This is a genomic window from Thiomicrorhabdus hydrogeniphila, from assembly GCF_054656895.1.
Map to the genome: position 1 here is coordinate 613,705 of NZ_BAAHXL010000001.1, position 23,604 is coordinate 637,308.

The 23,604-nt window shown below is 38.5% G+C and carries 22 protein-coding genes; 17 read left to right on the forward strand and 5 right to left on the reverse strand.

Annotation, left to right across the window (positions count from 1 at the left end; genetic code table 11):
- Positions 1 to 132: 132 nt before the first annotated feature.
- The 9 genes from ACYQ0E_RS02550 to ACYQ0E_RS02590 all read left to right on the forward strand — a co-directional run bounded on the left by ACYQ0E_RS02550 (position 133) and on the right by ACYQ0E_RS02590 (position 9,714).
- Positions 133 to 1,500, forward strand: coding sequence for a dihydroorotase (locus ACYQ0E_RS02550; protein WP_460186686.1), 1,368 nt, complete (start codon positions 133 to 135; stop codon positions 1,498 to 1,500).
- A 412-nt stretch (positions 1,501 to 1,912) separates the two neighbouring features.
- Complete coding sequence (locus tag ACYQ0E_RS02555) at positions 1,913 to 2,203, forward strand: co-chaperone GroES (RefSeq protein WP_460186687.1); 291 nt, start codon at positions 1,913 to 1,915, stop codon at positions 2,201 to 2,203.
- 40 nt (positions 2,204 to 2,243) lie between these two features.
- Positions 2,244 to 3,872 (forward strand): chaperonin GroEL, encoded by a 1,629-nt coding sequence (gene groL, locus ACYQ0E_RS02560; RefSeq protein ID WP_460186688.1) that lies wholly within the window; start codon positions 2,244 to 2,246, stop codon positions 3,870 to 3,872.
- A gap of 458 nt (positions 3,873 to 4,330) precedes the next feature.
- On the forward strand, positions 4,331 to 4,834 hold the full coding sequence (locus tag ACYQ0E_RS02565; RefSeq protein ID WP_460186689.1) for a glutathione S-transferase N-terminal domain-containing protein: 504 nt from the start codon (positions 4,331 to 4,333) through the stop codon (positions 4,832 to 4,834).
- Entirely contained in the window at positions 4,835 to 5,077 is a 243-nt protein-coding gene (locus tag ACYQ0E_RS02570) for a glutathione S-transferase family protein (RefSeq protein ID WP_460186690.1), read from the forward strand.
- Between the two features lie 148 nt (positions 5,078 to 5,225).
- Complete coding sequence (locus tag ACYQ0E_RS02575; RefSeq protein ID WP_460186691.1) at positions 5,226 to 6,629, forward strand: GGDEF domain-containing protein; 1,404 nt, start codon at positions 5,226 to 5,228, stop codon at positions 6,627 to 6,629.
- 265 nt (positions 6,630 to 6,894) lie between these two features.
- Positions 6,895 to 7,938, forward strand: a complete 1,044-nt coding sequence (gene argC, locus ACYQ0E_RS02580) for an N-acetyl-gamma-glutamyl-phosphate reductase (RefSeq protein ID WP_460186692.1) — start codon at positions 6,895 to 6,897, stop codon at positions 7,936 to 7,938.
- A gap of 170 nt (positions 7,939 to 8,108) precedes the next feature.
- On the forward strand, positions 8,109 to 8,450 hold the full coding sequence (gene erpA, locus ACYQ0E_RS02585; RefSeq protein ID WP_460186693.1) for an iron-sulfur cluster insertion protein ErpA: 342 nt from the start codon (positions 8,109 to 8,111) through the stop codon (positions 8,448 to 8,450).
- An 85-nt stretch (positions 8,451 to 8,535) separates the two neighbouring features.
- Complete coding sequence (locus ACYQ0E_RS02590; RefSeq protein WP_460186694.1) at positions 8,536 to 9,714, forward strand: citrate synthase; 1,179 nt, start codon at positions 8,536 to 8,538, stop codon at positions 9,712 to 9,714.
- A 154-nt stretch (positions 9,715 to 9,868) separates the two neighbouring features.
- On the opposite strand, the gene ACYQ0E_RS02595 is transcribed toward ACYQ0E_RS02590, so the two are convergent.
- From ACYQ0E_RS02595 to ACYQ0E_RS02605, 3 genes are all read right to left on the reverse strand, one after another.
- Positions 9,869 to 10,993, reverse strand: a complete 1,125-nt coding sequence (locus ACYQ0E_RS02595) for an anhydro-N-acetylmuramic acid kinase (protein WP_460186695.1) — start codon at positions 10,991 to 10,993, stop codon at positions 9,869 to 9,871.
- The gene (locus ACYQ0E_RS02600; RefSeq protein WP_460186696.1) at positions 10,993 to 12,303 is read right to left on the reverse strand and encodes a peptidoglycan DD-metalloendopeptidase family protein; all 1,311 of its coding nucleotides are present in this window, start codon (positions 12,301 to 12,303) and stop codon (positions 10,993 to 10,995) included. The genes ACYQ0E_RS02595 and ACYQ0E_RS02600 overlap by 1 nt, the downstream gene beginning before the upstream one ends.
- A 141-nt stretch (positions 12,304 to 12,444) precedes the next feature.
- Positions 12,445 to 12,726, reverse strand: a complete 282-nt coding sequence (locus ACYQ0E_RS02605) for a sulfurtransferase TusA family protein (protein ID WP_460186697.1) — start codon at positions 12,724 to 12,726, stop codon at positions 12,445 to 12,447.
- A gap of 243 nt (positions 12,727 to 12,969) precedes the next feature.
- Between ACYQ0E_RS02605 and glyQ the strand changes: the two genes are divergently transcribed.
- The 7 genes from glyQ to ACYQ0E_RS02640 all read left to right on the forward strand — a co-directional run bounded on the left by glyQ (position 12,970) and on the right by ACYQ0E_RS02640 (position 19,845).
- Positions 12,970 to 13,914 (forward strand): glycine--tRNA ligase subunit alpha, encoded by a 945-nt coding sequence (glyQ, locus tag ACYQ0E_RS02610; protein WP_460186698.1) that lies wholly within the window; start codon positions 12,970 to 12,972, stop codon positions 13,912 to 13,914.
- Complete coding sequence (gene glyS, locus ACYQ0E_RS02615) at positions 13,914 to 15,986, forward strand: glycine--tRNA ligase subunit beta (protein WP_460186699.1); 2,073 nt, start codon at positions 13,914 to 13,916, stop codon at positions 15,984 to 15,986. The genes glyQ and glyS overlap by 1 nt, the downstream gene beginning before the upstream one ends.
- 258 nt (positions 15,987 to 16,244) lie before the next feature.
- Positions 16,245 to 16,778, forward strand: coding sequence for a D-glycero-beta-D-manno-heptose 1,7-bisphosphate 7-phosphatase (gmhB, locus tag ACYQ0E_RS02620; RefSeq protein WP_460186700.1), 534 nt, complete (start codon positions 16,245 to 16,247; stop codon positions 16,776 to 16,778).
- The gene (locus ACYQ0E_RS02625) at positions 16,775 to 17,524 is read left to right on the forward strand and encodes a lysophospholipid acyltransferase family protein (protein ID WP_460186701.1); all 750 of its coding nucleotides are present in this window, start codon (positions 16,775 to 16,777) and stop codon (positions 17,522 to 17,524) included. The genes gmhB and ACYQ0E_RS02625 overlap by 4 nt, the downstream gene beginning before the upstream one ends.
- 6 nt (positions 17,525 to 17,530) lie before the next feature.
- Positions 17,531 to 18,352, forward strand: coding sequence for a motility protein A (locus ACYQ0E_RS02630; protein WP_460186702.1), 822 nt, complete (start codon positions 17,531 to 17,533; stop codon positions 18,350 to 18,352).
- Between the two features lie 9 nt (positions 18,353 to 18,361).
- Entirely contained in the window at positions 18,362 to 19,165 is an 804-nt protein-coding gene (locus ACYQ0E_RS02635) for an OmpA/MotB family protein (protein WP_460186703.1), read from the forward strand.
- Positions 19,162 to 19,845, forward strand: coding sequence for an OmpA/MotB family protein (locus tag ACYQ0E_RS02640; protein ID WP_460186704.1), 684 nt, complete (start codon positions 19,162 to 19,164; stop codon positions 19,843 to 19,845). Before ACYQ0E_RS02635 ends, ACYQ0E_RS02640 begins: the two co-directional genes overlap by 4 nt.
- A 23-nt stretch (positions 19,846 to 19,868) precedes the next feature.
- Here ACYQ0E_RS02640 and ung read toward each other — a convergent pair whose 3' ends face one another.
- Together ung and pdxH are read right to left on the reverse strand one after the other, a co-directional pair.
- Positions 19,869 to 20,558, reverse strand: a complete 690-nt coding sequence (ung, locus tag ACYQ0E_RS02645; RefSeq protein WP_460186705.1) for a uracil-DNA glycosylase — start codon at positions 20,556 to 20,558, stop codon at positions 19,869 to 19,871.
- A 19-nt stretch (positions 20,559 to 20,577) separates the two neighbouring features.
- Positions 20,578 to 21,237, reverse strand: coding sequence for a pyridoxamine 5'-phosphate oxidase (gene pdxH, locus ACYQ0E_RS02650; RefSeq protein ID WP_460186706.1), 660 nt, complete (start codon positions 21,235 to 21,237; stop codon positions 20,578 to 20,580).
- Between the two features lie 353 nt (positions 21,238 to 21,590).
- Here pdxH and parE point away from each other — a divergent pair, with 353 nt between their 5' ends.
- On the forward strand, positions 21,591 to 23,477 hold the full coding sequence (gene parE, locus ACYQ0E_RS02655; protein WP_460186707.1) for a DNA topoisomerase IV subunit B: 1,887 nt from the start codon (positions 21,591 to 21,593) through the stop codon (positions 23,475 to 23,477).
- The last annotated feature ends 127 nt before the right edge of the window (positions 23,478 to 23,604 follow it).

Here is a 23,604-nt window from a genome sequence, read left to right on the forward strand (position 1 = left end):
GATTCACGCTAGAATAGCAAATAAACAAAGGCTGGCGGTTTATTTTTTTAAGTACCGCAGCGTAAATCAGTTTAAAGTAATTCAATAACGTCTAGTTAAGGTATTGGTTTAACGAATTTTAAGGGAATTATTATGTCGAGTTTATCGTCTATTTTATTGAATGCAAAAACACAAAACTTTCTTATTTCGCAAGCAACGATTGTTAATGAGGGTAAAAAGTTTGTAGGAGATGTGTTGGTTGCAGACGGTAGAATTCAAAAAATAGCAGAAAAAATTGAAGTTAAAGTAGATGCCGTCATTGATGCGACAGGATTGGTACTTATGCCGGGTTTTATTGATGACCAAGTGCATTTTAGAGATCCAGGGCTAACTTCAAAGGGTGATATTGCTACAGAATCTAAAGCGGCTATTGCAGGTGGTACAACCTGTTTTATGGATATGCCTAATGTTAAGCCAACAACAACAACTATTGAAAACCTAGAAGCCAAATATGAAATTGGTGCACAAAAAGCTTGGACCAATTATTCATTTTACTTCGGTGCCACTAATGACAACCTTGACGAGCTGAAAAAAGTAAACCCTAAAAATGTTTGCGGCGTAAAAATCTTTATGGGGGCGTCTACGGGGAATATGTTGGTGGATAGAGAACAGGCTTTAAGAGATATTTTTACTCATAGCCCAACCCTAATTACCACGCATTGCGAAGACACGCCAATGATTAAGGTGCAAGAAGAAAAATACAAAGCACAATATGGTGATGATATTCCTATGTCGGCGCATCCAGAAATTCGTTGTCGTGAAGCCTGTTATAAATCTTCTTCTTTTGCAATAGAATTGGCCAAAGAAACAGGGGCAGATTTACATGTACTGCATCTTACAACAGCTGAAGAAATGGCCTTGTTTGAACCCGGCCCGGTTGAAGGTAAAAAAATTACGGCCGAAGCTTGTGTGCATCACCTTTGGTTTACCGAAGAAGATTATGCAACTAAAGGTGCTTACATAAAATGTAATCCAGCCATTAAAAAACAGTCGGATAGAGATGCGATTCGTCAAGCAGTCAAAGAAGGGCGCATTGATATTATTGCTACAGACCATGCTCCGCATAGTGATGAAGATAAACAAAATAGCTACTTTATGGCGCCAGCAGGCTTGCCGCAAGTTCAGCAATCATTAACGGCATTGTTAGATATGGTGCATGATGGCGTATTTGATATTGAAACCATTGTGCAAAAAATTGCCCATAATGTGGCGATTCGTTACCAAATTGAAGACCGTGGTTATATTCGTGAAGGGTATTGGGCTGATTTAGTTTTGGTTGATATGAATAAACCACACACGGATGATAAAGCGCACAATTTATATAAGTGTCAGTGGTCACCTTGGGAAGGGCATACGTTTAAATCAAGTGTTGTGAGTACCATTGTGTCTGGTCAAATAAAATATTACCAAGGTGAGTTTGCTGAGTTTACGCCAGGTCAGCGTTTATTGTTTAACCGCTAGTTTCTTAAATTACATTGGTTAATATAATCAAACCGTTAGTCTGTTTCGGCAGCTAACGGTTTTTTTTGTGTTGTTTTAAACGATAAATTACATGTGCATCAGTCGAGCATCTGCTTAATTTTATTTAAATTTACCAGGCCTGGTAAATTTAAAATCGCCTTGGTCAGTCTGTTTTTTTACGTATAAGTAAGAGTCATTTATTATATTTTTTAGATTAACAGCTTGAATTGTAAAGATTCATACCTATATTCAGTTGACACAAGCAATTAGATGGCTAAAATTGTTAGCACTCTAAACGTAAGAGTGCTAATTTATGAAAAATTGCAGCTTGGTTTGTGAGAATTATAAAAAACTAAGTGCAATTTTTCTGTTTGTACGACTATGAAATTTAACAGACTTTTAGGAGAAACCTATGAATATTAAACCATTACAAGACCGTGTTGTTGTACGTCGTGTAGAAGAAGAGAAAGAAACAGCTAGTGGTATTTTATTACCAGGTTCTGCACAAGAAAAACAAAACATTGGTGAAGTGGTTGCGGTTGGACCAGGTAAAGCCTCTGATTCAGGTTCAATTATCGCAATGACTGTAAAGGTAGGCGATAAAGTAATGTTTGCACAGTATTCTGGCCAAGAAGTGAAAGATGACGCAGGTCAGCCAGTAATCATTATGCGTGAAGACGACATTATCGCAATCGTAGAATAATATTTTAGTCAGACAACGAATTAATTAAGGAATTAGAAACATGGCAAAAGACGTTAGATTTGGTATAGATGCTCGTGAGAAAATGGTGGAAGGGATTAATGTCCTTGCTGATGCCGTTAAAGTTACTTTAGGGCCTAAAGGGCGTAACGTTGTTTTAGAAAGATCGTTTGGTTCACCTTTAGTGACTAAAGATGGTGTAACCGTTGCACGTGAGATTGAACTTGAAGACAAGTTTATGAACATGGGTGCCCAAATGGTAAAAGAAGTTTCTTCTCAAACCAATGATGTTGCTGGTGATGGTACAACAACTGCAACCGTATTAGCACAATCAATTGTACGCGAAGGTATGAAGTCAGTTGCTGCTGGTATGAACCCAATGGATTTAAACCGTGGTATTCATAAAGCGGTAGAAGCGGTTGTTGCAGAAATTAAAGGAATGGCTGTTCCTTGTTCAACTTCTGCGGCAATTGCACAGGTAGGTACTATCTCTGCAAACTCAGACGCAGCCGTTGGTAAAATGATTGCCGAAGCAATGGAACGTGTTTCAACTGAAGGTGTTATTACGGTTGAAGAAGGTTCTTCACTACAAGATGAACTTGTTGTTGTAGAAGGTATGGAATTTGATCGTGGTTACCTATCTCCATATTTTGTAACAAACCAAGAAAAAATGATTGCAGAGTTAGAGAACCCATTTGTACTTTTATATGACAAAAAAATCTCAAGCATTCGTGACTTGCTACCAACCCTTGAAGCAGTTTCAAAAACGGGTCGTCCATTATTGATTATTGCTGAAGATGTTGATGGTGAAGCATTAGCGACATTGGTAATCAACAATATGCGTGGCATCGTTAAAGTTGCAGCCGTTAAAGCACCAGGTTTTGGTGAGCGTCGTAAAGCGATGATTCAAGATATGGCTATCTTAACTGGCGGTACGGTTATCTCTGAAGAAGTAGGGTTAAGTTTAGAATCTGTTACTTTAGATATGCTTGGTGAAACAAAATCAGCCGTAGTGGGTAAAGACACAACCAAACTGATTGATGGTTCAGGTTCTAAAGAAGATATTGACGGTCGTTGTGCGCAAATTAAATCTCAAATTGCAACCACTACTTCTGAATACGATTCTGAAAAATTGAACGAGCGTTTAGCCAAACTTTCTGGCGGTGTTGCCGTACTTAAATTAGGTGCTGCTACTGAAATGGAAATGAAAGAGAAAAAAGACCGTGTTGACGATGCGCTTCATGCTACACGTGCAGCGGTTCAAGAAGGTATTGTCGCTGGTGGTGGTGTTGCTCTAGTACGTGCTTTATCAAAAGTACAAGTTAAGGGTGATAACGACGATCAAAACGTCGGTATTCAAATTGCTCTACGTGCAATGCAAGAACCAATGCGTCAAATTGCCGCTAACTGTGGTTTAGAAGGGTCTGTTATTGTAAACAAGGTAATGGAAGGCGAAGGTAACTTTGGTTTTGATGCCTCTAAAGAAGTTTACACAGATATGATTGAAGCGGGGATTATTGATCCAGCTAAAGTCACACGTTCAGCTCTTCAAAACGCAGCGTCAATTGCGGGTCTTGTATTAACAACAGGTGCCGCTATTGCAGATATTCCATCTAAAGATGCTGCACCTGCAGACGCTGGTATGGGTGGAGGTATGGGCGGAATGATGTAATTTTGTTTGATTATCACTTTTAGATGAATTTTGTAAATAGATGAAATATTTTTCTTATTTAAAGATTAACTTGGAAGTGATATAACCAAAAAAATCATTTTGTTTATATCTTACAAGCCCGCATTTACTGGTTAAATGCGGGCTTTTTTGTATTTAATAAATTTTAAGCGTTTTGCACGAGATCATAAAAAAACAAGAACTCGACGAAGAGCCGAGATTAAAAGGCTAAAATCTTACTGCTTTTTGTTCTAAAACTTGTCAAAAATTCTCGTTATTAGCTGTATTTTAAGCCTTAAACTAAGAGCTTGACGCACGAATGGGTAAGTTCAGAATCAGTAAGTTTTTTTACATTTTTCTTTTGTCCATGACTCGTGCAAAGCCCTTTTTTATACGTTACAAACGTATTCAAGTTACCAGGCCTGGTAATTTTGATAAATTAATTAAAGTGAATAGAAGTTATGGAAACACATCCAGTTTTATATTCTTACCGACGTTGTCCTTATGCTATGCGCGCTCGTATGGCTATTTATTTATCTCAAATTCAGGTTGAACAACGTGAAATTGTGTTTTGGGATAAACCACAAGCTATGCTGCAAGCGTCACCTAAAGGTACCGTGCCTGTGCTCGTTTTGCCAGATAGTACCGTGATTGATGAAAGCCGGGATATTATGTCGTGGGCGTTTAAAAATTCCACCAGTAAATCAATTTACCAGGCCTGGTTATTTACTGAAAATTCAGCTGAAAGACTAAAGTTAAATGATTGGATAGACTGTTGTGATACTGATTTTAAACCCCATTTAGATCATTATAAATACGCTGATCGGTTTCCTGAGTTTACGCAAACGTATTACCGAGAACAAGGTTGCCAATTTTTAGATGCAATTGAAACGACCTTAGCTAACAATCATCAAGAGACAAATCAAAATATTGAGCCGCTATCGTTAATTGGAGAACTGTGGTAGGTGGCTGACATTGCCATTTTTCCATTTATACGCCAATTTGTTAATGTAGATAAAGTGTGGTTTGAACAAGCTAATTACCCATACCTAAAGGCTTGGCTTAATGGCTTGTTAAGTGCCGATTTTTTTAAGGCGATAATGAAAAACCGCCCAGTCTGGCAAGAAAGCCACAACGCTTTATGGGTAAACGAACCAGGCCTGGTAAATAAAAATGAATTTACAGCTAAAGCACAAGGCGTGGTGTAATTTTTCATTTTTTAAAGAACGTTTGGCTTAATCATAAAATAGGACGTTGAGCGTATCAGTAAATCCGTTTTGACATTAAGTGTTTGAATGTGGCATGGTGAATGCTGTAAGTAAAGCAAATGCACGGTTTTGTTGAAGGATCAATAAAATGGCTTTTATGTTTCGCTCAAAATGGATATTTACTGTAACTATGTTACTGATTTTGTTTGCCTTAAGTTTTATTTTATGGCAAAGGTATCAGAGTGAAATAACGCAGTATAGAGACTTACAGCAGACTTTAATGCAACAACAAGCTACCCAGTCAGCTAAACACATAAATAACCGCATTAATTTTATTCGTAATCAAATGTCAGCCATTAGTTTAGACGGCTCATGGTTAACAGACCTTTCTCAATTTAACGCGCTTCTGACTGTTCAAGAATCTATGCGTGACCGACTCAAACTGTATTTTCCTACGATGTATGCCTATTCAATTTCATCCGATAAGGGTGAACAGTTAGGTGGCGATATAGATCTATTTGTTAGTGAAGCATGTAAACATGATATTAAACGTGTGGCCAGTATGTTTGACCCTGAAGTTGCTTACTTTGACTATAAACCTTACTTACATGCCAAAGCTGGTGCTTACCATTTTGATGTCATGATTCCTATGCTTGTACAGGGCAAGGAATTGGTTTTTTACATGAGTTTTAAAGCGATTGTTTTAAGTCGAATCCTTAAAGAAAATATTATTTCTAAACACTTTTCTTATTTAGTGCGAAAAGATATTCCTAATTTAATCGAAGTCTCTTCAGATGGCGTACGTGATACATTAAAACGTAATCCAAGATTAAGTAAAAATGAAATTAAGTACGCTCTTGTGAGTGCCGATGTACCTAATAGTCGTTGGAGGGTGGTCGTTGTCGAAAATACCGCTGTGATGAATATTTTTAAACAAAAAAGAATGCTAGATGGCGTTATGGTTTTTACGGTGTTATTTGTGTTTTGGCTAGCCGTGTTGTGGTTTGGTTTACATAGCCAAGCTAAACAAGGTAGATTATTTTCAAAATTAAGACATGAATCTCAACATGACATGCTAACAGGCCTGGCAAATCGTAGGAAACTATTTAAAGAAGTGAGCATTGCGATTGATGAAGCAAAACAACAAGGAGAATGTAGCGCTATTTTATATATGGATCTTAATGGTTTTAAACATGTAAATGATACCTATGGTCATGATGTTGGAGATGCCTTGCTCAAAGAATTTGCAGACCGTCTAACCAGACTTTCTAGGCAGGTTGATGTTGTCTCAAGAATGGGAGGAGACGAGTTTATTATTTTATTAAAGCATTTAGGTAAAGAAAAAAACAGCGCCCAAGAATCATTAAACGAAACGATTCAACGTTACAGAAAAGCATTGAATAAAACCTATATATTTACTAAACATGAAATTGTCTGTAACCCAAGTATTGGTCGTATTTTAATTGATGGCAGCCAAGACGTAGAAACATTAGTAAACCAGGCAGATAAAAATATGTATCAAGAGAAAACTCAGCGCCGAACTTCTCTTTAAAGTACAAATGAGATATCTCTTTGTCACTTATTTATTGTTGTGACACATCACCCAATGCACTTCTTTCAATTATCCACTTAAAAAATGACTTTAAGCTAGGTTTCTTAGTTCGTTTAAGTATTTTTTCTAATAATTTGTAGCAAAGCTGACCAAAGTTGCTAATTAATCTGAGTTAAGGGACCAAATAAGCGTTCAAAAGTTTTTATTCAAAAGGAGATGCTTGTAAAATAGAAATTATCTTAATTATTGAACACAGAGTAAACACATGACAAAAATACAAGTCGGCATCGTAGGTGGTACAGGTTATACCGGCGTAGAACTATTACGTTTATTGGCCAACCATCCAAATGCAGAGGTTAAAGCAATTACTTCACGTGGTGAAGCAGGTACACCTGTTGCGGAGATGTTTCCAAACCTACGTGGATTTTATGACCTAGCTTTTTCAGAACCAAATTTAGAAGTTCTTAAAACGTGTGATGTCGTGTTTTTTGCAACACCACATGGTGTGGCAATGAGTATGACACCAGATTTAATAGAAGCAGGTGTTAAGGTTATTGATTTAGCTGCGGATTTTCGTATAGAAGACTTAGATGTTTGGGAGGCCTGGTACGGCATGCCACACGCTTGCCCAAGTATTATGGATGAAGTGGTTTATGGATTGCCTGAATTGTTCCGTGAAAAAATTAAAGACGCCAGAGTCATTGCCAATCCAGGCTGTTACCCAACGGCTGTTCAGCTTGGTTTTCAGCCATTATTAAAAGCGGGTTTAATTGATGTTGATCACCTAATTGCCGATGCTAAATCGGGCGTGAGCGGTGCAGGTCGTGGTGCTAAAGTAGGTTCTTTAGCGGCTGAAATAAGTGAAGGTTTTAAAGCCTATGGTGTTAATGGGCATCGTCATTTACCTGAAATTAAACAGGGCTTAGAACTGATGTCAGATACACAAGTAAATCTAACCTTTGTGCCTCATTTAATACCAACTATCCGTGGGATTGAAGCGACTTTATACGGTAAATTAACCAAAAATATTTCGCAAGAAGAGTTGCAAACATTATTTGAAGATACCTACGCACAAGAACCTTTTGTTGACGTAATGCCCGCCAATAGTCTGCCCGATACGCGTTTGGTTAAAGGTTCAAATATGTGTCGTATGGCCGTGTATCGTCCAGAAGGTGGTGATGTGGTTGTGGTCACTTCGGTTATAGATAACTTAGTGAAAGGTGCTGCCGGTCAAGCCGTACAAAATATGAATATTATGTTTGATGTTGACGAAGACGCAGGTTTAAATCAAGTGGCATTGTTACCTTAATTTCGGTTAAACATTTTTAATATTTGGTTCAGGAATTTAGAAAAGAAAACTACAAAGAGTGAATTCGCGTTTTTTTGTTATAATATTTTCTTGGCTACATTAATAATTTGAGTTAAACAAGATTTTTAAATCTTAGTTGAACCAAAAATATAAAATAAAAGGAAACAGAAATGTCTGATATTCCACAACCTCTCGATTTTACAGAAGCAGCAGCTGGTAAAGTTAGCGGATTAATTGAAGATGAGCAAAACCCAAACTTAAAGTTAAGAGTCTATATAACAGGTGGTGGTTGCTCAGGGTTTTCATACGGATTTACCTTTGATGAAACCCAAGCAGATGACGATACAGTGGTCACTAAAGGTAATGTGACTTTATTAGTTGATTCTATGAGTTTTCAATATTTGGTTGGATCCAAAATTGACTACTTAGAAGACTTACAAGGTGCTCGCTTTGTAATCGAAAACCCTAATGCAACGACGACATGTGGGTGCGGTTCTTCTTTTAGCGTTTAATCAGCTAGCTGAATAACCACAAAATTTCTTATTGTATTATTGCCTCAATTTTCCGATTGAGGTTTACTTATTTTTAGGGCGGTCTATGGAATACATTCCTGGGTTAGCTGGTGTGCCAGCAACTGAATCAAAAATTTCTTATATCGATGGCCAAAAAGGGTTATTGACCTATCGTGGGTACGACATTCAAGAGCTAGCGGAGTTCTCTTCATTTGAAGAAACCACGTTATTGCTTTTATTTGGCGATTTACCAACGGCAGATGAATTAGAGCGCTTTGATCATTTACTAAGAAATAATCGCCGAATTAAGTTTAATATTCGTCAAATAATGCAAAACCTGCCTTCAACAACGCACCCAATGCACATGTTGCAAGTCGTTGTAGCCAGTTTAGCGAGTTTTTATCCAAGCACAGAATATATGAAAGGGGCGTCAGAAAACCAGGATTATATTAATGATGTAACCGTTAAAATTATTGCCCACATGGGTACGCTTGTCGCTAACTGGGAGCACGTTAGAAATGGTTATGATCCTATTCAGCCACGTAAAGATTTAAATTACGCAGAAAACTTTTTATATATGCTTAGTGGTGAAGAGCCAGATAAAGATTGGGCTCGACTCTTAGATGCGATTTTAATTTTGCATGCAGAGCATACGATTAATGCTTCAACATTTACCACAATGGTGACAGGTTCAACCCTAGCTAACCCGTGTTCTGTTATTTCATCTGCTATTGCCTCTTTATCTGGGCCATTACATGGTGGTGCAAACCAAAAAGTCATTGAAATGTTAGATGAAATTGGTTCGCCTGAAAATGCCAGAGCCTATATTGAAGATCGTCTAGCTAAGAAAAGAGTTATTTGGGGTATGGGTCACAGAGAGTATAAAACCAAAGATCCTCGCGCCTCTATTCTGCAAAAACTGTCTATGAATTTATTAGAAAAAAAATCAAATGCAGGTAAGTTAAGTAAGGCATTTGAAACGGCTATGGAAGTTGAAAAAGTTTGCGAAGAACTTTTAGGGCATAAGGGTGTTTACCCAAATGTTGATTTCTATTCAGGTATTCTTTATAAAGAAATGGGCTTTGATCCTGGTTTATTTACGCCAATTTTTGCGGTAGCTCGTTCTGCAGGTTGGATGGCGCATTGGCGTGAACAATTACAAAATAATAAAATCTTTAGACCTACGCAAGTTTATACAGGTGCAGGTAAAGCCTGTTATATCCCTGTTGAACAACGTGGACAAGGTGAGCACGAATTTTTATAATTACTTGGCTTAACAGCTTAAGCATAAAAAACAAATACCAAAAAGCCTGGTTAAATATAATTTAACCAGGCTTTTTGGTTTTAGCACATTGTATTAATCGCTTTGTTGTTGAATGTTGTTTTAGTTTTAAAACGGTACAGCTATGAATGATACGTTAAGAATGCCAAATAGCCCCCAAAACACCATTACGTTTTGCTCCAGTTACAAGAGCAAGTGGTACAGTTTTTTGCTGTAAGCGTTGATGTGCAAGCCAAGCGAACATCATAGCTTCAACCGCATCTGGGTTAACCTGGTTTTTTGTGCTACTAGTCACTTTATATTGCGGTAAATGGGCTTGAATTCGACTGATTAAATAATCATTAAATGCTCCGCCACCTACAATCCATACAGGCGTTTTATCAGTTGGCTCTTCTATGGTTACAGTTTGGATTTGCTGGGCAATGGTGACTGCTGTTAGTTCGCATAGAGTGGCAAGTAAATCTTGGGTGCTAATGTTTAAGTTGTTTTCAACAATAATGGTTTGAATCCAGTCCGTATGAAAGGTTTCTCTGCCTGTGCTTTTGGGTGCGGACAGTTCAAAATAGGGATGGTTTAGCAATGTGCTGAGTAATGCTGTATGGATTGAACCGTTTCTGGCATTTTGCCCACAAGGGTCATAGGCGATATGTAATTGTTTTTGGCAAATATCATCCATTAACGCATTGCCAGGGCCTGTGTCCCAACCTAAAATCTGCATATCGTCAGGTTTTGGAGCAAGGTAGCTGATATTAGCAATACCGCCAATATTTACAACAAAGGTTGGAGCATCTGAGGCAAATAATTGGCTATGAAATGCAGGGGCAAAAGGTGCACCTTGGCCTCCTAAGGCCATATCATCAATTCTAAAATCACCAACGGTTGTAATGCCTGTTTGTTTTGCAATAAAAGCAGGATGGCCTATTTGAATAGACATGGGAATATCGGGCGCGTGATAAATAGTCTGCCCATGGCTACCAATTGCCGTGATTTGTTTTGTCTCTAATTTACATTGGTTTAGCAGTTTTAAAGTGGTTTGGCTAAAAATATCAGCTACTTGTTTTTGCAAAGCGCAAAGTGCGTGTAAATGGACGGTGGGTTGGGTATTTAAAGCAATGAGTGCATTTTTAAGTTCAATAGGTAGGGGTTCTGAAATAAAGTCAATTAGAGTGAGTTTGTCTTGATTTATTTCAATTAAAGCCGCATCTACTCCGTCGGCACTGGTGCCAGACATTAAGCCAACAAAGTAGTGCTTTTGCTTCATTACTCAAAACTCCTAACAATTTGTGTTTGAGCATTTAAACGATTAAGTTGTGTTAGCAAAAAATGACTTTTTTTGTTAAATTCTGCCTTATATTTTTTATCAACAGGGCCTGCAGCAGGGAATTTAACCTTTAGCGGATCAACGTGTTTACCATTAATACGGAACTCATAATGTAAATGTACGCCAGTCGCTAAGCCTGTTTGTCCCATGTAACCAATAACATCACCTTGTTTAACAAATTGGCCTTTTTTGTATTTACCAAATTTATTTAGATGTCCGTATACGGTCATATATTTACCCGCATGTTGAACCTTAATATAATTTCCATAACCATGAGCTTTACCACGAGCAATTATTTTACCGTTACCAGTCACGTGAATAGGCGTATTTAAAGGGCCACCGTAATCAACGCCTCGATGTGAACGCCATTTTTTTAAAATGGGGTGAAAACGGCGATTAGTAAATTTTGAGGTAATGCGAACGTAATCTACAGGAGCTCTTAAAAAGGCTTTTTTAAGGTTGTGGCCTTTTTCGTCATAAAAACCAATAACCCCTTTTTTGTCACGTAAGATAAAAGCGTTGTGTACATTTGTACCGTGGTCAGTGGTGATTTGAGCGGCTAAAATATCACCATCACCTAAATATTCACCATTTAAGTAACGTGTTTCATAAATGACTTTTAAGGTATCGCCTTTGCGAAGTTCACGAATAAAATCGATATCCCAAGCGAACATATCAGCAATGCTCATAATGCTTTTAGCACTTAGCCCCGCTTTTTGAGCGGAGATATAAAACGCACCATTAATCGTGGCATAAGCGGTTTCAGTGCGAATTTCTACTTGAGCTTTCTTTTCTTTGATTTGGTAACCATCACTGGTTTTAAGAACTTCATAGGCTAAGGTTTTGCTTTTTGGGTAAAGTATTTTTTGAAGATTATCGTGTTTATCCACCCAAATTTTTAGCTCATCACCCACTCTTAAATTAGTAATCAGATTACTGTTTTTTAACCGACCAATAGTATAGGTGGTAGAAGCGTTGATTTTTACCTTGTCTAAAGCGGTGCTTAAAGAATCATTTTTACCAATTTTTACCGTATGCTCTTGCCATGATGTCTCTTGAGTATCGTTATCCATCTGCTTGTTGTCGGATGGGTTAGCAATTGGTTTTTTAAGTTCTGGAAGAGGAAGTATTGTTGTTTTTAATGATGAGTTAGCAAAGGTTACGCTTGGCGTAAACATAAAAGAGCTGGCTATGATGCTTAAGGACATAGCAAGTTTTGAAATTTTATGAGACAGATGTCTATTGTTCATGGGATGTCTTATTGTGGTGAGTGTGGAAATTTGAAATTCATTATAACTAAATAGGGCGCATCTTCCAGGGAAACAACCGTTTTTTTAATACTATTTTAACTATGTATTTTTGTGTTTTTAGTCGCAAACAATTAGGTAAGATTAAGCATTATCGTCTTTTGCTTTAATAATCATTTGGCATCCTGTATCTGTCTTTATAACTTGTAATAAATTATGTTTATTTACTCGGCACCAACTGCCAATATCTTTTTCAGCTCCAGGGTCGGTACAATCAATTAATACTAATTTACCAGGCCTGGTCTTTCTTATTTGTTGTTGTAGCTTAATGACTGGCATTGGACATTTTAGCCCTTTAGCATCTATGGTATGTTCAATAACAAAGTCCGCGATTTTATGGTTTTCTTCATTTAGTTTGTCAGTCATATTAAAGCCTATTGAGAGTGTTTCATTTCGTGTTATTTAGGTTTGTTAAGCAGTCAACGGAATTTTTCGTTAAAAAAGTTGCTGTTATCCGTTTTTTGGTCATTAATGATTATGCAAAATACGTTATAATTATGCGAATTTTTTAACCAAAATCGTGTTTTTCATACATTTAATTTTACATTGAATTGTATAAAGAAAAATAGCGATTAAAAGACAAAGATATTCTTTAAAGAGGTTTTGACGGTGTCGGCAAAAGCAGCAACAGATATTCGCACGTTTCAAGGGCTAATTCAGTCTCTTCAAGCTTACTGGGCAGAGCAAGGTTGTGTTGTTATGCAACCTTATGACAATGAAATGGGGGCGGGTACTTTTCATCCCTCTACATTTTTAAGATCCATTGGCCCAGAGCCGTGGCGAGCAGCCTATGTACAGCCTTGTCGTCGTCCTACCGATGGCCGTTATGGTGAAAACCCAAACCGTTTACAGCACTATTACCAGTTTCAGGTTATGTTAAAGCCTTCGCCAGATAATATTCAAGAACTGTACTTAGAATCGTTAAAAGTGATGGGGGTTGATCCTTTAGAGCACGATATCCGCTTTGTAGAAGATAACTGGGAATCACCCACTTTAGGTGCCTGGGGTCTAGGTTGGGAAGTCTGGATGAACGGTATGGAAGTGACTCAGTTCACTTATTTTCAGCAAGTTGGAGGCCTAGAGTGTCGTCCTGTTACCGGTGAAATCACTTACGGTTTAGAACGTATTGCCATGTATTTACAAGGTGTCGATTCGGTTTATGATTTGGTTTGGGTAGATGGCCCAGGCGGCAAAGTCACCTATGGCGATGTGTTTCATCAAAATGAAGTAGAAATGTCTACTTACAACTTTGAAAAAGCCGATACAGCCATATTATTTCGCACCTTTGATGAGTGTGAACAAATTTTTGCTAAATTAGTTGAAGATAAATTACCTCTGCCAGCTTATGAGCAAGTGCTTAAAGCCTCGCATGCGTTTAATATGCTAGATGCACGTCATGCCATTTCTGTTACAGAACGTGCCCGCTTTATTGGCCGAGTGCGTACTATGGCAAGACAAATTGCTCAATCTTACTACGAAGGTCGTGAAGCATTAGGTTTCCCTCTCGTTAAAGACAATAAAGAAAAAGAGACCAATGTTAAGGAGGCTAAATAATGAGCATGAATACCGAAGATTTTTTAGTCGAGATTGGTACAGAAGAGTTGCCACCAAAAGCCTTAAAAAAATTAGCTAACGCATTTGCCTCGGGTATCGAAAGCGGTCTGCAAGAAGCGGAATTAGCTTATGGCAATGTGACGATCTATGCCGCACCACGTCGTTTAGCGGTCATGATTAATAACATGCAATTAACACAAGCCGATAAAGTGGTTGAGCGTAAAGGGCCTGCCAAAAAAGCAGGCTTTGATGCGGACGGTAATCCAACCAAAGCGTTGCAAGGTTTTGCCCGTGGTTGTGGTGCTGAAGTGGCAGATTTAGTTGAAATCGAAACCGACAAAGGTACGTGGATGGCCTATAACCTTGAACAAAAAGGTCAGCCAGCTACCGAACTTTTAGGCGACATTGTTAATCAGTCTTTAGCCAAATTGCCGATTCCAAAACGTATGCGTTGGGGAAGTTCTGACGTAGAGTTTGTACGACCTGTTCACTGGGCGTTAATGTTATTGGGTAGTGATATTGTTCCAGCCACAATCCTAGGACATCAAACCTCTAATACCACTAAAGGGCATCGTTTTCATGCACCAGGCCTGCTAAAAATCACTGAGCCAAGTGAATATGTCACCAAATTAGAAAAAGAAGGTTATGTTTTAGCCGACTTTGAAAAACGTTCTGCTCGTATTGAACAACAAGTGAATGAAGTTGCTCAAAAAACAGGCGGTACTGCGGTTATTGATGCTGACTTATTAGAAGAAGTCACAGCACTTAATGAATGGCCAACTGCTGTAGTGGGTGAGTTTGATGTGACCTTTTTAGCCGTACCTTCTGAAGCTTTGGTTTCAGCAATGGCTGGTCACCAAAAATACTTTCACATGTTAGATCGTGACGGCAAGTTAATGGCTAACTTTATTACAGTTAGTAACATTGAAAGCTCTAATCCAGCTTCTGTTAAATACGGTAATGAGCGTGTTATTCGTCCACGTTTAGCGGATGCTAAGTTCTTTTGGGATCAAGATCGTAAAAACCCATTAGATGATTTTTTACCCCGTTTAAAAACCGTTGTCTTTCAACAGCAATTAGGTACGTTGTTTGACAAAGTAGAACGACTTGAAACTTTAGCGGTAAAAATTGGCAAACCACTCGGTGTAGATGGTGCTTTATGTGAAAGAGCAGCCCGCCTTTCTAAATGTGACTTAATGTCAGAAATGGTAGGTGAATTCCCAGATCTTCAGGGTGTTATGGGGCGTTATTACGCCACGGCACAAAATGAAGATGCGCAAGTTGCCGAAGCGATTGATGCACAATATCAGCCACGTTTTGCGGGCGATAATTTACCAGAATCAGGCGTGGCACAAGCCTTAGCGATTGCAGATAAGCTGGATACTATCACCGGTATTTTTGGTATTGGACAAGTGCCAACGGGTGATAAAGACCCATTTGCATTACGCCGTGCAGCACTGGGCTTATTGCGTATTATGATTGAAAAAAATCTAGACTTAGATTTACGTTTATTAATTACATTCAGCTTAGAACTGCATGAAAAAGTAGACGTAAACGATAAGTTGGTTGATGATATTTACGACTTTGTTGTGAGTCGTTTACGTGCCTATTATGCTGATCAAGGTATTTCTGCAGAACAGTTTGAAGCGGTACGTGTATGTCGTCCTGCACACCCCATTGACTTTGCAAAGCGTATTGCTGCGGTTAAGCAATTTAGTCAGATGGAAGGTGCCGACAGTTTAAGTGCCGCCAATAAACGTATTAGCAATATTCTTAAAAAGGTAGAAACACCGATTGCAGAAACCGTCAATACCGATCTGTTTACCGAGCAAGCTGAAACCAATCTTTGGAATGCCTTAGAAGCCTTGCGAGAAACGGTAAGTAATTATATTGCTGCTCGTGACTACGTTACGGCCATTTCTGAACTGGCTTCAATTCGTAATGAAGTAGACACCTTTTTTGATGATGTTATGGTTATGGCGGATGATGAAGCGGTTAAACAAAATCGTTTAGCCTTGTTAAATCAAATTTATAATTTGTTTATGCAGGTGGCTGATGTTTCACGTTTGTGATTTGTTTATTATTCATTAACAACACTTTTGTAAAAAAACAGCATGTTTATACTCCCGCTTTTGCGGGAGTTTTTATATAAGAGACCTTTGCGCGAGTGAGGTGCGTGGGAAAAATGCGAAAAAATTTGCCTGATTGCGGCGAATAAAGCAGCCAATAGCTAGTTATTGCAAGTTATTCAACAAAAATCAGATGAATTTTAGCCATTGTTAACCGTGGCTTGACTCGTGCAAAGGTCTCACAAAATCGACAGGTAAAAAATGACTAAAATTATTGTTTTAGATCGAGATGGCGTTATTAACGAGGATTCGGATGATTTTATTAAATCGGCCGATGAATGGTTACCTGTTCCTGGTAGTATTGAAGCATTAAAGCGTCTAAAAAAGGCCGGTTGGATTGTAGCAGTAGCCACTAATCAGTCGGGTATCAGACGGGGTTACTATTCTCGTCAAACCTTAAGTGAAATGCACCAAAAGTTTATGCAGTTATTAGACGGTGAAAAAATAGATTGGATAAGTTACGCACCGTATTTATCAGAAGATAATTCACCAGCAAGAAAACCAGGTACAGGCATGCTAAAAGCCATTGAACAACGGTTTAATTGTTGTTTAAAAAATGCGCCAATGGTAGGTGATACTTTAGCAGATATTAAAGTGGCTAAAGCAATGGGTATGCAACCCATATTGGTTAAAACAGGTAAAGGTCAAAGAACACTTGACAGCGGGCATGATATTCTAAAAGAAGTACCCGTTTTTAAAAGTTTACAGCAGGTTGTAGAGGATTTATTAGCATGAAAATCATTTGGTTTTTTCGTTCAGTCTTGTTTGCAATTGGGCAAATAACAACACTCATTTTGTTTTCAGTTTTCGGTCAGTTAACCCGACCGTTTTCATTTGCTACTCGCTATGCTTTTATGCACCGTTGGGCAAAGTTTGTGGTGGTTTGGGTAAGATGGACTTGTGGCGTAACCTATCGGGTTCACGGTGCCGATACGATAGATAAAAAACAGGCTGGCTTAATCCTTGCTAGACATGAATCAGCATGGGAAACCTTTGCCTTTCAGGCTATTTTCCCACGACAAGCTTACGTCTTAAAAAAAGAACTATTAAAAGTGCCTTTTTTTGGTTGGGGTATGGCGTTATTAAACCCTATTGCTATTGATAGAGGGGCTGGCCGAAAAGCGCTAAACCAATTGGTCAATGAAGGCAAAGATCGTTTAACCAAAGGCGATTGGGTGGTGGTGTTTCCTGAAGGTACAAGAATGCCTGCAGGCGAATTAGGCAAAATCAATATTGGCGGAGCCATGTTGGCTTCAAAAGCAAAAGCGCCGGTGTATTTAGTGGCGCATAATGCCGGTGAATTTTGGCCAAAAAACAGTTTTATTAAAAGACCAGGTTGCATTGATGTTTATATCAGTGCGCCAATAGATGTGGCAGAAATGACCGCTTCCCAAATTAACCAACAGGTAGAGAGCTGGTTGAGTCAACACTTATCATCATCACAAACGCGTGATGCGGAGAAAGAGGAGGCCCGCCAATAATCATAAATGAGTAAATTAGCGACAATCTTAGGCATATTAATTGGCTCAATTATGTTGATATTGAGCATGATTGATTACCAGCAAGGTCAATTTATCTATGCCTTTCTTAACTGGCAAGGATTGGCTCTGGTTCTAGGGGGCACTTTTGCCGCTATTCTCATTAACTATCCTTTCAGCCAAGTTGGCTGTATCTTTAAAGGCTTTGTTAAAGTCCTTACCTCAGAACCTGCAATCTATACTGACGTGGTTGAAGAGATGGTGCGTTTGAGTCATCTTTCAAAACAAAAAGGCTTATTGGCCATTGAGAATCAAATTGATTTTATTGATGACAGATTTTTTCAATTTGCGTTAACAGAAATGTTGGTTTATCAAGATGTTTCAGTACTAAAACAAAGCCTTGAAAACAGATTATTTAATATGCGATTACGTCACCTTTCTTGCCAAGAAGTGTATGGCAATATGGCCTCTTATGCGCCTGCTTTTGGCATGATGGGAACGGTAATGGGGTTGATTATTATGATGACCACCCAAGTAACCGATGCAGGCAATCCTTATGGTGGTGAAGGCCAAGATATGCTGGGCAGTTTATTAAGTGGTATGGGGTTGGCGTTGGTTACAACCTTTTATGGCGTACTGTTTTCTAACTTGGTTTTTTTGCCTATAGCAGGCAAGCTTAAAGTTTTAACTGATGCCGAAGTGCTTAGAAATGAAATGATTATTCAGGGTGTTTTAACGCTTAAAGGCTCCGAATCTACTCTATTAGTTAAAGAGCAATTGCTGGCATTTGTAAATGAAAAAACCAAACAAAAATTAGAAACCTTAAAGTAAGGTGCGATTATGTCCTTGCTTCTAATCTCTCTACTTAATAAAGACAAATCTTCAAAATCAGATTTACCAGGCCTGGTAAATTCAAATAATGCCGATGCCCAACAAGTTAAACGTAATCGTTTATGGCTATTGACCTATATCTCTTTATTTACCTCGTTATTAGCCTTTTTTATTTTGATTATCAGTTTAATAGAACTTGAAGGTTCTACCTCAAAACGCAATTATCAAAAACTTATACAAAACCTTAATCAAGAGGTCAATGTAGAACTTAATAAAGAAGGCAATACTTGGTTAAAAGTAAATCACACCTTAAGTAAGGGCATAGAGTTGAGTTTGCCAACAAATCTCATTGCCAATGCCTCATTATTTGAATCGGCACGTGCCAAAATTAATCCTCGATTTCTACCCTATTTACAGAATATCGCCAATCTTATTTTGGCTTTGGACGTTGAGCATTTTAATGAGCATAATCGCAAACTGATTCAAGGAATTGAAGCGACAGGTGATAGAGTGGTTTTTATTATTAGAATTGAAGGTCATACAGATTCTTACCCCATGGCCGAAAATGCTCGCTTTAAAAATAACGTAGAACTCAGTACTTTTAGAGCTTATGCCATGATGGAATGGTTACGAATTCATACAGGCCTACCAAAAAGCATGTTTGCCATAGCGGGTTATGGCAGTTTTCATCCATTAACCCAAAATCCGCAAGACCAACAAAATAGACGCATTGAAATTTACCTGCAACCGCTTGTAAAAGACGCTTCTCAGCTTAAAGTAAATGAACCACTTGCCACGGAAACTACCCAATGAATGTGGTGATGGAGCGGGCTAAATCGGCCTGGTTATTGGCGTTTGGTGATGTGGTTACTTTGTTAATTACTTTTTTTATTATGACTATTGCCTTAAATAAAGGTGAGATAACAAAAATCGAAAAATGGGTAGATCAAAAAATTACCGAGAGTTACCAAGTATTAGAAACCCAAGCCAAAGAACAAAATCTAAAAGTCATTACTATTCAAAGAACCGCAAAAGGTGTGTTGTTAACTTTACAAAGCGACAATGCGTTTGAAAGTGGTCAATTTACCCCAACAGCACAGTTACAAAAAGAGCTTAGTGTCATCAGCGGTTTATTGGCTAAAACCCCATTGCTTAATATTGAAAAGTCTGAGGAAGACCGCAATGTGGTTGAACATGCCAAACAAGATGGCATGATTTGGCTGCCAGAAGTCGTAGTTGAAGGCTATACTGATAATGACAAAATAGACCCGCAATCAAGACTAAGAAATAACTTCTTTTTAAGTACCTTAAGAGCAGAAGAGGTGATGCAGGCTTTATATAAACAAAGCGGCTTACCCGCCAATCTGTTTTCGGTTTTAGGCTTTGGCGAATGGCAGCCTATTGCTTCTAATAAGACTGAACAAGGTAAAACATTAAATAGACGAGTTAATGTCTTAATTAGCGCGTCTTTTCAAAAAGACCAGGCCTGGTAAAAATAAAAAACAGTTTTTGTAGATTAAGGTAATTGCCATTCAATAGGGCTTTTATGATGTTTAATTAGGTAATCATTGGTTTTAGAAAAGGGTTTGCTACCAAAAAAACCACGGTATGCCGACAGCGGCGATGGGTGTGGGCTTTCAATCACGAGATGTTTGTTTCTATCAATAATTTTGCCTTTCTTTTGAGCGTAAGCACCCCAAAGAATAAATACGGTGTTTTCGGTTTGATCGTTTACGGTTTGAATGACGGCATCTGTAAACTGTTCCCAGCCTTTATTTTGATGTGCATTGGTCTTGCCAGCTTCTACGGTAAATATGGCATTAATCAACAACACGCCTTGTTCTGCCCAAGGCTGTAAAAATCCAGTATGTTGGTTATTAACGTCTAAATCTTCCACCAGTTCTTTGTTTATGTTTAATAGCGATTTAGGCAGAGGTTTAACTTCAGGCTGTACAGAAAAACACAAACCATGTGCATGACCAATAGTTGGGTAAGGGTCTTGGCCTAAAATGACCACCTTAACGGACGTTAATGGCGTGCTATTTAAAGCATTAAACCATTGATTGCCTTTAGGTAGAATGGTTTTGCCGGCCGCTTTTTCATTTACCAAAAATGTTTTAAGGGATTGCATATAGGGCTGAGTAAACTCATCTTGCAAATAAGGTAACCAGCTTTTATCGACTGAGAATGTTGTGTCACTGTTCATGGTTTTTATCCAAAAAATATTACGGAGCTAAGCGTTCAATTAACCAGGATAGTGAATCTGTATGATTCTTTTCTAAGGTATAGCTAAAACGGTCATGCAATCTATTTGGACGACCTTGCCAAAATTCAAATTGATTAGGGATCAAACGATAGCCACCCCAGTGATCTGGGCATGGAATAGCAATATGTTCATATTCAGCCTGCTGAAGAGCATAGTTTAATTCTAAAGTTTTACGACCAGGAACAATGTGGCTCTGATTTGAACTTGCCGCTGCTAACTGGCTATCTCTTGGGCGAGAATGAAAGTAGGTTTGTGACTCTTCTCTAGAGATTTTTTGTAAGACGCCTTCTATGCGAATTTGCCTGTCCATTTGTGGCCAAAAAAACAGCAAGCTAGCGTGCGGGTTTAATTCAATCTGTTGGCCTTTGGCACTGTCATAATGGGTGTAAAAAACAAATCCAGTTTCACTTAATTCTTTTAACAGAACAATGCGACTATGAGGTTTATTGTTACTGTCCACGGTAGAAACAGACATGGCGGTTGGATCAATGATTTTTTGGCTTACAGCCTCATCCATCCATTGTGAAAACTGCATTATTGGGTCTAATGAAAGCTCTTCTCTAGTGAGTTTAGTAAACTCGTATTCACGGCGTTCTTGATGGTAGTCTCGATTTGGCATAATAATGTGATATCATTTTGAATTAAAAGTTATGTGGGCACCTCGATTAACCCCTGATGAAATTCTCGGCTCTTCGCCGAGTTCTATGTTTCAGCGGGATTTAAAGACCTCTTATTCAAGGCATGAAACGCCGACCTTAGTATTCTAAGATCAAGATTCATAACAAAGAAGAAGAGACCTTTAAGTCCCGCCCGAAGGGGCTTAGCCAAGTTAACCATCTCTACGTTGTGAAGATTTGCAAGGTTTAGACATTCCTTCATCTTCACGCCTTGATATGGCTAACTTGGCGTTGCCTGAATTCATCAAGGGTTAGTCGAGGTACCCATACCATTTTATCACCAGGAATTTTCTCTGTGAGTGAAAACTACAACGCATCTGAAATAGAAGTCTTAACCGGTTTAGACCCAGTTCGCAAGCGTCCAGGGATGTATACCGACACTACCCGCCCAAATCATCTAGCTCAAGAGGTCATCGATAACAGTGTTGATGAAGCCATAGCGGGCTTTGCAAATGAAATAACGGTTATTCATCATGCCGATGGATCAATGAGTATTCAAGATAACGGGCGAGGTATGCCTGTGGATATTCATCCTGAAGAAGGCGTACCAGGCGTAGAAGTCATTATGACGCGCTTGCATGCAGGTGGTAAGTTTTCTAATAAAGCTTACCAGTTTTCGGGTGGCTTGCATGGTGTGGGTATTTCGGTTGTTAATGCGCTCTCTAAAAAAGTAGAAATTCAAATTAAACGTGATGCTAAATTACATACCATTAGTTTTGCAAACGGTGATTTACTAGAACCATTAGAAGTTATAGGCAAAGTTGGCAAAAAGAACACGGGAACTTATGTACGTTTTTGGCCAGACGCCTCGTTTTTTGATTCACCTAAATATGCACTTGGTCGTTTAACACATTTACTTAGAGCTAAAGCGGTATTAAGTCCAGGCCTTAAAATAATTTTTACCGATGAAACCACCAATGAAACGCAAGAATGGTTTTATGAAAATGGATTAAAAGATTACTTAAATGACGCCTTAGATGGTCAAGATCGTTTACCCTTGGAAGGTTTTATTGGCAGCAGTCAAACCGATAACGAAGGGGTTGAATGGGCTATAACGTGGTTAATTGAGCCAAATGAAAACCTAATGGAAAGCTACGTTAACTTAATACCAACACCACAAGGTGGAACTCATGTTAACGGTTTAAGAGCTGGGGCAACAGATGCTATTAGAGAGTTTTGTGAGTTTCGTAATTTAATACCAAGAGGGGTAAAAATTACGCCAGAAGATGCTTGGTTAAATGTGGCCTATGTTTTATCGGCCAAAGTGCGTGAGCCACAATTTGCTGGGCAAACTAAAGAAAGACTGTCGTCCCGTGAATGTGTGCCATTTATTTCTGGCGTTGTAAAAGATGCTTTAAGTCTTTGGTTAAACCAACACACTGAAGTGGCCGAAAAAATTGCTGAATTAGTCATTAACAACGCTACAAATCGTAGCAAAAAAGCTAAAAAAGTTACTCGTAAGAAAATTACATCAGGCCCGGCGTTACCAGGAAAATTGGCTGATTGTACGGAAACAGATTTAACTCGTACTGAACTCTTTTTGGTTGAGGGTGACTCAGCGGGCGGTTCAGCCAAACAAGCACGAGACAAAAACTTTCAGGCCATTATGCCGTTGCGAGGCAAAATCTTAAATACTTGGGAGGTTGAATCGGGGCAGGTTCTTGCTTCGCAAGAAATACATGATATTAGCGTAGCCATTGGTGTTGACCCAGGTTCAGATGATTTAAGCGGTTTACGTTACGGTAAAATTTGTATTTTGGCTGATGCCGACTCTGATGGTTTACATATTGCCACCTTAATTTGCGCTTTATTTGTTAAACATTTTGCAGACCTCGTGGCTGAAGGGCATATATACGTTGCCATGCCGCCGTTATATCGTGTTGACGTTGGTAAAAAAGTGTTTTACGCCTTAGATGAAGGAGAACGTCAAGGTATTTTAGACCGTATTGCCGTTGACAAAATGCCTGGTAAAGTTCAAGTAACACGCTTTAAAGGTTTGGGTGAAATGAACCCTCCACAGCTAAGAGAAACCACCATGTTGCCAGAGACGCGCCGTTTGGTTCAGCTTAATTTAGAAGGGCCACAAGACGTTAATGAAATAATGGATATGCTTTTAGCCAAAAAACGTGCGGGAGATCGTAAAATTTGGTTAGAAGACAAAGGCGATTTAGCTGAAATATAATCACAAAATTATATAAAAGAATAAGGTTATTTAGCTTAAATTTTAAACATATTTGAAAGATTCAATATTATAGGCTCTATAAAAATAGAGCCTTTTTTATGCAAGTGGGGTTAAAACGTTATATATG